The 10,323-nt window shown below is 72.5% G+C and carries 8 protein-coding genes; all 8 read right to left on the bottom strand.

The annotated features are described in order from the left end of the window. Positions 1-33 precede the first annotated feature (33 nt). Positions 34-1,311, bottom strand: a complete 1,278-nt coding sequence (locus BIV57_RS12975) for a thymidine phosphorylase (RefSeq protein WP_071656913.1) — start codon at positions 1,309-1,311, stop codon at positions 34-36. A gap of 2 nt (positions 1,312-1,313) precedes the next feature. Then, on the bottom strand, positions 1,314-1,703 hold the full coding sequence (locus tag BIV57_RS12970) for a cytidine deaminase (protein ID WP_071656912.1): 390 nt from the start codon (positions 1,701-1,703) through the stop codon (positions 1,314-1,316). Then, a complete protein-coding gene (locus tag BIV57_RS12965) occupies positions 1,700-2,995 on the bottom strand; it encodes an ABC transporter permease (protein WP_071656911.1) in 1,296 nt (431 codons plus the stop codon). The genes BIV57_RS12970 and BIV57_RS12965 overlap by 4 nt, the downstream gene beginning before the upstream one ends. Beyond that, positions 2,995-4,098 (bottom strand): ABC transporter permease, encoded by a 1,104-nt coding sequence (locus BIV57_RS12960; protein WP_071656923.1) that lies wholly within the window; start codon positions 4,096-4,098, stop codon positions 2,995-2,997. Before BIV57_RS12960 ends, BIV57_RS12965 begins: the two co-directional genes overlap by 1 nt. Before the next feature lie 71 nt (positions 4,099-4,169). Next, a complete protein-coding gene (locus BIV57_RS12955) occupies positions 4,170-5,726 on the bottom strand; it encodes an ABC transporter ATP-binding protein (protein ID WP_071656922.1) in 1,557 nt (518 codons plus the stop codon). A gap of 89 nt (positions 5,727-5,815) precedes the next feature. Then, entirely contained in the window at positions 5,816-6,892 is a 1,077-nt protein-coding gene (locus tag BIV57_RS12950) for a BMP family lipoprotein (RefSeq protein ID WP_071656910.1), read from the bottom strand. A gap of 314 nt (positions 6,893-7,206) precedes the next feature. After that, positions 7,207-8,448 (bottom strand): amidohydrolase, encoded by a 1,242-nt coding sequence (locus tag BIV57_RS12945; RefSeq protein WP_071656909.1) that lies wholly within the window; start codon positions 8,446-8,448, stop codon positions 7,207-7,209. Between the two features lie 143 nt (positions 8,449-8,591). Continuing rightward, on the bottom strand, positions 8,592-10,202 hold the full coding sequence (locus BIV57_RS12940) for an acyl-CoA mutase large subunit family protein (protein WP_071656908.1): 1,611 nt from the start codon (positions 10,200-10,202) through the stop codon (positions 8,592-8,594). Positions 10,203-10,323: the final 121 nt, after the last annotated feature.

Raw genomic sequence — 10,323 nt, 5'->3', positions numbered from 1 at the left:
GGCGGGGCGGGGAGCGGAGCGGGGCGGGGAGTGCTACGCCTCGGTGATCCGGTCGATGATCAGGGGGCGGTCGGGCGGTGGGGTGGCGGAGAGCGTGAACGCGGGGCGGAGGGCGGCGAGGGCGTCCTCGAACGCCTCGGGGGTGTCGGTGTGGAGGGTGGCCAGGGGCTGGCCCGCCGTGACGCGGGCGCCGCGGGTCACGGCGAGTTCGATGCCCGCGCCCGCCTGGACGGAGTCCTCCTTGCGGGCCCGTCCCGCGCCCAGCCGCCACGCCGCAACGCCCACGCCGTAGGCGTCCACCTCGGCGAGGCAGCCGTCGCGGTCCGCGCGCAGCACCTCGGTCTCGCGCGCCACCGGGAGCTCCGCGTCCGGGTCGCCGCCCTGTGCGGCGATCATCCGCCGCCACGCGTCCATCGCCGCGCCGGACTTCAGCGCCGCCTCCGGGTCCGCGTCGGCGAGCCCGGCCAGCGCCAGCATCTCCCGCGCCAGCTCCAGCGTCAGCGCCACCACGTCCGCCGGGCCGCCGCCCGCCAGCACCTCCACCGACTCGCGGACCTCCAGCGCGTTGCCGGCGGTCAGCCCGAGCGGCGTGGACATCTCCGTCAGCAGCGCCCGCGTCCGCACCCCGTGCGCCTCGCCGAGCGCGACCATCGTCTCCGCCAGCTCGCGCGCCGACGCCGCGTCCTTCATGAAGGCGCCGGAGCCGACCTTGACGTCCAGGACCAGCGCGCCCGTCCCCTCGGCGATCTTCTTGGACATGATGGAGGAGGCGATCAGCGGGATCGACTCCACCGTCCCCGTCACGTCGCGGAGCGCGTAGAGGCGGCGGTCCGCCGGGGCGAGCCCCTCGCCCGCCGCCGCGACCACCGCGCCCGGCTCGCGCAGCAGTTCGCGCATCCGCTCCGTGGGCACCCGCGGCGACCAGCCGGGGATCGCCTCCAGCTTGTCGAGCGTGCCGCCGGTGTGGCCCAGGCCCCGCCCGGACAGCTGCGGGACGGCCGCCCCGCAGGCGGCCACCACCGGCCCCAGCGGCAGCGTGATCTTGTCGCCGACGCCGCCCGTGGAGTGCTTGTCGACGGTGGGACGGCCCACCTCGCCCAGCTCCAGCCGCTCCCCCGAGGCGATCATCGCCCGCGTCCAGCGGGCGATCTCACGGCCCGTCATGCCGTTCAGCAGGATCGCCATCAGCAGCGCGGACATCTGCTCGTCGGCGACCGCGCCTCCCGTGTAGGCGTCGACGACCCAGTCGATCTGCTCGTCCGTCAGCGCGCCGCCGTCCCGCTTGGCGCGGATCACCGTGATGGCGTCCATCGTCAGCCCTCCAGATTCTCGGGCCCGAACGCGTCGGGCAGCACCTCGCCGAGCGTCCGCCGCCCCGACACCGTCTCCATCTGCAGCCCCGGGCCGCCGTGCTCGTAGAGCAGCTGCCGGCAGCGCCCGCACGGCATCAGCACCTGGCCCTCGCCGTCCACGCAGGTGAAGGCGACCAGCCGGCCGCCGCCGGTGGCGTGCAGCGCGGAGACCAGCCCGCACTCGGCGCACAGGCCGAGCCCGTAGGAGGCGTTCTCGACGTTGCAGCCGCTGACGGTGCGTCCGTCGTCGACGAGCGCCGCGGCGCCCACCGGGAACTTGGAGTAGGGGGCGTAGGCGCGGGTCATCGCCTCGCGCGCGGCCTCCCGCAGCGCGTCCCAGTCAATGCTCACGTGCCCTGTCCTCTGCGGTAGACGAGTCCGTCGGCCTTCGGCATCCGCAGCCGCTGCGATGCCAGGCCCATCACCAGCAGGGTAGTGATGTGCGGGGTGACGACCAGGAACTCGGCCGGGAGGCTCTTGGTCGCGGTGAACCAGACGACCACCAGCGCGCCGATGGCCAGTCCGATGCCGGCGCGCAGATAGCGGCGCCGGTAGCCGTTCCAGAGGGCGAGCCCGATCAGCAGCACCGCGACGATCAGCAGCAGGGCGTGCACCGAGGTGGTGTCGGCGCGGCCCTGGAGGCTGTCGGTGTAGCCGAACAGCCCGGCGCCGGCGGCGAGTCCGCCGATCCGCCAGTTGCCGAAGATCATCGAGGCGAGGCCGATGTAGCCGCGGCCGCCGGTCTGGCCGTCGAGGAAGAAGTTGCTGTTGACCATGGCGATGAAGACGCCGCCGAGGCCGGCGAGGCCGCCGGAGACCAGTACCGCCGCGTACTTGTAGCGGTAGACGTTGACGCCGAGCGACTCGGCCGCCGTCGGGTTCTCGCCGCAGGAGCGCAGCCGGAGCCCGAACGGGGTCCGCCAGAGCACGAAGTAGGAGCCGATCAGCAGGGCCACCGCGAGCACGGTGATGACGGAGAGGCCGGTGACGATGCCGCCGATCAGCCCGGCGAGGTCGGAGACGAGGAACCAGTGGTGCGCGTCGAGGTGCGCGAGCCAGCTGGAGAGCCCGGGGATGGTGATCCGGCTGAAGCCGGGCACCGGCGGGGACTGCTTCTGGCCGCCGCCCTGGGCGGTGGCGGCCGGGGTGGTGAAGGCGAGCTTGGAGAGGTAGGCGGCGAAGCCGGGGGCCAGCAGGTTGATGGCGACGCCGGAGACGATGTGGTCGACGCCGAGCGTCACCGTCAGATAGGCGTGCAGCAGCCCGCCGAGGGCGCCGAGCGCGATGCCGGCGAGCAGCCCGAGCCAGGCGCTGTGGGTGTGCCAGGCGACGTAGCCGCCGCCGAAGGTGCCGAGCACCATCATGCCCTCGAGGCCGATGTTGACCACGCCGGCGCGTTCGGCCCACAGGCCGCCGAGGCCGGCGAGGCCGATGGGCATCGCGAAGGAGAGGGTGCCGCCCCACTGGCCGACGGAGGTGAGGTCGGTGCCGCCGGAGAGCTGCCGGGCGAGGCTGATCACCACGAAGAGCGCGGCGAGGGCGATCATCACCTGCCAGGGGCGCAGCCGACCGACCGCGCGGGGCGCGGCCTTGGCGGTCCGGGGCTGGGGCGCGTCGGCCCCTTCGAGCGAGGTCGCGGCCATCAGGCGGCCACCCCCTTCGCGGTGTCGGTGGCGGTGGGGCCGGTGCGGCCGAGCTGCTCGCCGACGCGGCTCTGCTGGCGGCGCAGGCCGTAGCGGCGGACGACCTCGTAGGTGCCGACGACGCAGACCACGATGGTGCCCTCGATGACGGGGACCAGTTCGACCTGGTAGCCGTTGAACTGCAGGGGGTTGGCGACGGTGTCCAGGAAGGCGAAGAGCAGGGCGGCGAAGGCGATGCCGACCGGGTTGTTGCGGCCGACCAGGGCGATGCCGATGCAGGTGAAGCCGATCCCGGCGGGGAAGTCCACGCTGTACTGGTAGGAGCTGTTGAGCAGTTGGGGCATGCCGATCAGGCCGGCGAGGGCGCCGGAGACCAGCATGGAGACGACCACCATCCGCTTGACGTTGACGCCGCTGGCCAGCGCGGCGCTCTCGGAGCGTCCGGTGGCGCGCAGGTCGAAGCCGAAGCGGGTGCGGTTGAGCAGCAGGTGGAAGCCGATGCCGACCAGCGCCGCGATGATGATGAAGCCCCAGAGCTGGCCGCCGGCGAGGTTGAAGCTGAAGAAGTGGCCGGAGTCGGGGATCTTCGGGGTGCGGACGTCGTTGCCGACCGCCAGGGCCAGCCGCTTGGGGTTGAGCAGGTAGGCGATGACCGAGCCGGCGACCGCGTTGAGCATGATCGAGGTGATCACCTCGCTCACCCCTCGGGTGACCTTCAGCCAGCCGGCGATGCCGGCCCACAGTCCGGCGCAGGCCATCGAGACCACCATGATCATCGGGATCTCGAGCACCGCCGGCAGGTTGACGGCGCCGCCGGCCACCGCGGCGAAGAAGGCGCCGATCCGGTACTGCCCGTCGACGCCGATGTTGAACAGCTTCATCCGGAAGCCGAAGGCGACGGCGAGCGCGCCCAGGTAGTAGGTGGTCGCCTGGTTGAGGGTGTTGACCTGGTAGTCGGAGTAGCCGAGGTAGGTCCCCATCACCCGCAGCGCGCCGAACGGCTCCTTGCCGGAGCAGAGCAGCACGATCGCGGTGATGACCATGGTGGCGATCAGGGCGAGCACCGGGGCGGCCACCGCCAGCAGCAGCTTCTCCCGGTCAATGCCCTTGCCGAGGCCCTTTCCGAGGCCCTTGGCGGGACGCTCGGCGGCGGCGGGTGGCTTGGTGTTGGCGTTCACGGCGTGTCCCCCTCGGGCCGCTCGTTGCCGTTGGCGGCCGCGCCGGTCATGGCGGAGCCCAGCTCCTCCGAGGTGACGGTGGCCGGGTCGGCGTCAGCGACGATCCGTCCCCGGTAGATCACCCGGAGGGTGTCGGAGAGGCCGATCAGCTCGTCGAGGTCGGCGGAGATCAGCAGCACGGCGAGGCCGCGGCGGCGGGCGTCCCTGACGGCGTCCCAGATCTGCGCCTGGGCGCCGACGTCCACGCCCCGGGTGGGGTGCGCGGCGATCAGCAGCGCGGGGTCACCGCTCATCTCCCGTCCGACGATCAGCTTCTGCTGGTTGCCGCCGGAGAGCGAGGCGGCGGTGACCTCGATGCCGGGGGTGCGGACGTCGTACTCCGCGACGATCCGCGCCGTGTCCTGCCGGGCCGCGGACGGATGCAGGATGCCGCGGCGGGAGTTGGGCGCCTCGGTGACGTGCCCGAGGATGCGGTTCTCCCACAGCGGCGCCTCCAGCAGCAGGCCGTGGCGGTGCCGGTCCTCGGGGATGTAGCCGATGCCGGCCTCGCGGCGGGCGCGGGTGAGCAGGCCGGAGATGTCCTTGCCGTCCAGCACCACGCTGCCGGAGTCGGCGGCGCGCATCCCCATGATCGTCTCGACGAGTTCGGCCTGGCCGTTGCCCTCCACCCCGGCGATGCCGAGCACCTCGCCCCGGTGGATGGTGAGCGAGATGCCGTCCAGCACGGTGCGGGCGACGCCGTCCGCGTCCGGCTCGGTGAGGGTCAGGCCGCGGACGGCGAGCACCTCGGTGTCGGTGACGGTGGACTCGCTCGCCTCCGGGGAGGGCAGCTCGCTGCCGACCATCAGCTCGGCGAGCCGGCGGGAGGTGGTCCCGGCCGGGTCGACCTCGGCGACGGTGGTGCCGCGCCGGATCACCGTGATGGCGTCGGCGACCTTGAGCACCTCGTCCAGCTTGTGCGAGATGAACAGGACGGTGAGGCCCTCCTCCTTGAGCCCGCGCAGGTTGTCGAAGAGCGCGTCGACCTCCTGCGGGACGAGCACGGAGGTGGGCTCGTCGAGGATGAGCGTGCGGGCGCCGCGGTAGAGCACCTTGAGGATCTCCACGCGCTGGCGGTCGGCGACGCCGAGGTCCTCCACCAGCGCGTCCGGCCGCACGCCGAGCCCGTAGGCCTGCGAGATCTCCTGGATGCGGGCGCGCGCCCGGCCGCCGATGCCGTGCAGCTTCTCCGCCCCGAGGGTGGTGTTCTCCAGGACGGTGAGGTTGTCGGCGAGCATGAAGTGCTGGTGGACCATGCCGATGCCGCGCGCGATGGCGTCGGCCGGGGAGTGGAGCGCGACCTGCTCGCCGTCGATGGCGATGGTGCCCTCGTCCGGCCGCTGCATGCCGTAGAGGATCTTCATCAGGGTGGACTTGCCGGCGCCGTTCTCGCCGACGACGGCGTGCACGGTGCCGCGTCGGACGGTGAGGGCGATGTCGCGGTTGGCGACGACTCCGGGGAAGCGTTTGGTGATTCCGTGCAGCTCGACGGCCGCGGCACTGGGAGCGTCGATGGCGCACTCCTGTGGGTGTGGTGAGCGGTGCGGCCCGGAGGCGGCTGAGCCTGGCCTCCGGGCCGTGACGGTCCGACGATGACGATCCGTCAGGGAGTGGTCGGGACCGTGATCTTGCCCGAGATGATGTCCTGCTCGGCCGCCTTGAGCTTGGTCTGCACGGCGGAGGTGAGGAAGTTGCCGGACGTGGCGTAGCCGACGCCGTTGTTGGTGAGGTTGAAGCGCTGGGTGCCGGAGAGCGGCTTGCCGTCCTGGACGGACTTCAGGAAGAGGTAGACGGCGGAGTCCACGTTCTTCAGCGCCGAGGTGAGGATCGACGACTTGTCCGCCGCCAGCGCCTTCTGCTGGTACTGGTCGGAGTCGACGCCGATGGCCCACTTGCCCTTGCCTGCGGCGTGCACCGCCTGGATGGCGCCGGTGCCGGAGGAGCCGGCCGCCGAGTAGATGACGTCCGCGCCCTGGCTGAGCATCCCGTTGGCGGTGTTCTTGCCGCCGGTGGGGTTGGCGTAGCCGCTGGTGTCCGGCGGCTCCGAGAGGTACTTCTTGATGACGGTGATCTTCGGGTTGATGTGGTGCACGCCCGCCGTGAACCCGGCGTCGAACTTGTGGATGAGCGCGTTGTCCACACCGCCGATGAAGCCGACCTTGTTGGTCTTGGTGGTGAGCGCGGCGGCCATGCCGACCAGGTACGACGACTGCTGCTCGGTGAACATCAGGTCGGCGACGTTCTTCAGCTGCACCGTGCTGTCGTCGACGATGGCGAACTCGGTGTTGGGGTACTTCTTGGCGACCTTGCCCAGCGCCGGCGCGTAGGTGTAGCCGATCGCGATGACGGGGTTGTAGCCGCCCGCGGCGAGCTGCTCCAGGCGCTGCTCGCGGATCGCGTCGGTCTCGCCGTTCTGCGCGGACTGCTCGCTGACGGTGAAGCCGTACTGGCTCTTGGCCTTGTCGAGGCCGCGGGCTGCGGAGTCGTTGAACGACTGGTCGCCTCGGCCGCCGACGTCGTACGCCATGCCGACCTTGGTGATCTTGCCGCTCTTGCCGGCGCTCGACGAGCTGCCCGACTTGTGCGCTTGGGACGACGTCGACGTGCTGCCGCAGGCGGTGGCTAGGGCCAACCCCCCTACGCACACGACCGCAGCGGCGAATCTGCCTATTCGACGCACGGGGGTCTCCTTCTGAAAGGACTTCGGAAAGGCCCGGCCCCTGGGGCACGGGTCGGTGGGCCGGCGGGAACGGCGTTACCGTAACGCGCGTAGACAGGGCGGCAACCCGTCTTGCCGCGGGTTGTTATCAGATCGTCGCCGGGCCGGCTCCGGGGCGCCATGTCCCGGAAACACGTCCGAAACTGACGCCCCGTCGATGCAGGTCGCCGGGGGTGGCCAGGGGGTCACGCGGGGCGTCGGGCAGGGGGTCGCGCAGGGGTCGGAGAGGGCTCACGCGGGGCTCACGCGGGGGTCGGACAGGGCTCACGCTCGGCTCACGCGGGGCTCAGGGCGGCGGCCGTGAAAAGGCGGACGGCGACGGCGATGGCGCGCTCGTCGACATCGAAGGCACCGGTGTGGATGTCCGGGGCGGAAGCGGTGCCGGCGGGCCGGACGCCGAGGCGGACCATCGCGCCGGGCACCTTCTCCAGGTACCAGGAGAAGTCCTCGCCGCCGAGGCTCTGCGGGGTGTCCTCGACGGTGTCGGCGCCGAACTCCCGCGTCATCGCCTCGCGCAGCAGCATCGCGCTGGTCGCCTCGTTGGAGACCGGCGGCACCCCGCGGTGGTACTCCAGCTCCCACTTGGCGCCGTGCACCGCGGCGACCTGCTCCACCAGCTCGTGGATCAGCTCGGGCGCGTCGTGCCAGGCCTCCGGCTCCAGGCAGCGGACGGTGCCCTCGATCTCGGCGTGCTGCGGGATGGCGTTGCAGGCCTGGCCGGACTCGATGCGGCCCCACACCAGGCTGAGCCCGGAGCGCGGGTCGACGCGGGCGCGCAGCGCGGCGGGCAGGGCGACGGCGAGGCCGGCGGCGGCGCCGATCAGGTCCGTCGTCAGATGGGGGCGGGCGGTGTGGCCGCCGGGGCCGTCGAGCTTGACGACGACGCGGTCGCAGGCGGAGGTGATGGGGCCGATCCGCCAGCCGATCCGGCCCACCTCGACGCGCGGGTCGCAGTGCACCGCGAGGATCCGCGAGACGCCGTCGAGGCCGCCGGCGTCGATGACGTCCAGCGCGCCGCCGGGCAGCCGCTCCTCCGAGGGCTGGAAGACCAGCCGCACCGGGCGCGGCAGACGGCCCTCCGCGTTCAGCTTCTGCAGCACCAGGCCGGCGCCGAGCACGGCGGTGGTGTGCACGTCGTGCCCGCAGGCGTGGGCGCGGCCCTCGTTGCGGGAGCGGTAGGGGACGTCCTTGGCGTCGGGCACCGGGAGCGCGTCGATGTCGGCCCGCAGCGCGAGGAACGGCCTGGCGGCCTGTTCGGGCAGTACGGGGACGATGTCGCAGAGCAGGCCGGTGCCGGCGGGCAGCGGCCGCGGCGCGAGGCCCGCGGCGCGGAGCCGCTCGGCGATGACACGGGTGGTGCGGAACTCCTCGCGGCCCAGCTCGGGATGCATGTGCAGATCGCGGCGGAACGCGATCAGCTCGGCCTCGGGGACGTCTGAAACGGAAGGGCTCACCCCCGCTAGGGTACGTTGCGCGGGCGCCCGACGCGCCGAATACGCCGCACTTGGCCCCCGCATGACGATTACTCACCCGTTCGAGCGGGTATAGCGGCGGCCTTCCCGGCGGGCGGCGGGCGGCGGGCGGCGGGCGCCGGGTGGCGGGCGCCGGGCGGAGTGCCGGGGCGGAGGGGCGGCGCACAGGACACCGAGCGGACCGCCGCTCAGAACACGTCCGTCGGCGCGTACGTCCCCCACACCTCCCGCAGGGCCCCGCACACCTCGCCCACCGTCGCCCGCGCCGCCAGCGCCTCCTTCATCGGATACAGCACGTTCGCGTCGTCCGCATCGGCCGCGCCGGCCGCGCCACGCGCGCCACCCGCGCCGGCCGCACTTGGCGTCTCCGCCGCCTTGCGCAGCGCGGCCAACGCGGCGGCCACCGCCTCCCCGTCCCGCTCCCCCTTGAGCCGCGCCAGCGCGACTCGCTGCCGCTCCTCGATCGCCGGATCGACCCGCAGCGGCTCGTACCGCTCCTCCTCGTCCAGCCGGTAGCGGTTGACCCCCACCACGACCCGCTCCCCCGATTCCTGCTCCTGCGCCACCCGGTACGCGCTCTTCTCGATCTCCCCCTTCTGGAACCCCTGCTCGATCGCACGGGCCGCGCCGCCCATCTCCTCCACCCGCGCCATCAGCGCGAGCGCCTCGTCCTCGACGCGGTCCGTCAGCGCCTCCACCGCGTAGGAGCCGGCGAACGGGTCCACCGTCGCCGTCAGGTCGGTCTCGTGGGCGAGCACCTGCTGGGTGCGCAGCGCCAGCCGCGCCGACTTCTCCGTCGGCAGCGCCAGCGCCTCGTCGAAGGAGTTGGTGTGCAGCGACTGCGTCCCGCCGAGCACCGCGCCCAGCGCCTGCACCGCCACCCGCACCAGGTTCAGCTCCGGCTGCTGCGCCGTCAGCTGGACGCCCGCGGTCTGGGTGTGGAACCGCAGCATCAGCGACTTCGGGTCCCGCGCGCCGAACTCCTCGCGCATCACCCGCGCCCAGATCCGCCGCGCCGCGCGGAACTTGGCGACCTCCTCCAGCAGCGTGGAGCGCGCCACGAAGAAGAAGGAGAGCCGGGGCGCGAAGTCGTCCACCGCCATCCCGGCGGCGATCGCCGCCCGGACGTACTCCACGCCGTCGGCGAGCGTGAACGCCACCTCCTGCACGGGCGTCGCCCCGGCCTCGGCCATGTGGTAGCCGGAGATGGAGATGGTGTTCCACTGCGGCAGCTCGTTCCGGCAGTACCGGAAGACGTCCGACACCAGCCGCAGCGAGGCCCGCGGCGGGAAGATGTAGGTGCCGCGCGCGATGTACTCCTTGAGCACGTCGTTCTGCACGGTGCCGCGCAGCCGCGCCGGGTCGACGCCCTGCTCCTCCGCGACCAGTTGGTAGAGCAGCAGCAGCACCGCCGCCGGCGCGTTGATCGTCATCGAGGTGGACACCTCACCCAGCGGGATGCCGTCGAAGAGCACCCGCATGTCCTCGATCGAGTCGATGGCGACGCCGACCTTCCCGACCTCGCCGTGCGCGAGCTCCGCGTCGGAGTCGTGGCCCATCTGCGTCGGCAGGTCGAAGGCGACGGACAGCCCCGTCGAGCCCCCCTCGATCAGCTGCCGGTACCGCGCGTTGGACTCCGCCGCCGTTCCGAACCCGGCGTACTGCCGCATCGTCCACGGCCGCCCGGTGTACATCGACGGGTACACCCCGCGCGTATAGGGATACTCCCCCGGCCCGGGCTGCTCCCCACCCCCGTAGACCGCCTCGATCGGAAACCCCGACTCCGACTCGTGCCCCATCGCGGCCTCCCGACCACCGGTTCGCTGCTGCTGTTAACAGACGTTAGCGGAAGCCCGCGCCGGGGGCTGCGGCGCGCCCCGACTTACCTGCGTCGGCCAGCATCGATTGCGGCTCGACAAC

The organism is Mangrovactinospora gilvigrisea, assembly GCF_001879105.1.
In the GTDB taxonomy this organism is placed as follows: Bacteria; Actinomycetota; Actinomycetes; order Streptomycetales; family Streptomycetaceae; genus Mangrovactinospora; species Mangrovactinospora gilvigrisea.
The sequence above is the reverse complement of the archived record's forward strand: the minus strand, read 5'-3'. Positions and strand labels throughout refer to the sequence as shown.

Excerpts from the sequence above, each read along its gene's own strand:
- BIV57_RS12965 (WP_071656911.1), bottom strand. The coding sequence starts at position 2,995 with ATGGCCGCGACCTCGCTCGAAGGGGCCGACGCGCCCCAGCCCCGGACC.
- BIV57_RS12940 (WP_071656908.1), bottom strand. The coding sequence starts at position 10,202 with ATGGGGCACGAGTCGGAGTCGGGGTTTCCGATCGAGGCGGTCTACGGG.
- BIV57_RS12945 (WP_071656909.1), bottom strand. The coding sequence starts at position 8,448 with ATGCGGGGGCCAAGTGCGGCGTATTCGGCGCGTCGGGCGCCCGCGCAA.
- BIV57_RS12975 (WP_071656913.1), bottom strand. The coding sequence starts at position 1,311 with ATGGACGCCATCACGGTGATCCGCGCCAAGCGGGACGGCGGCGCGCTG.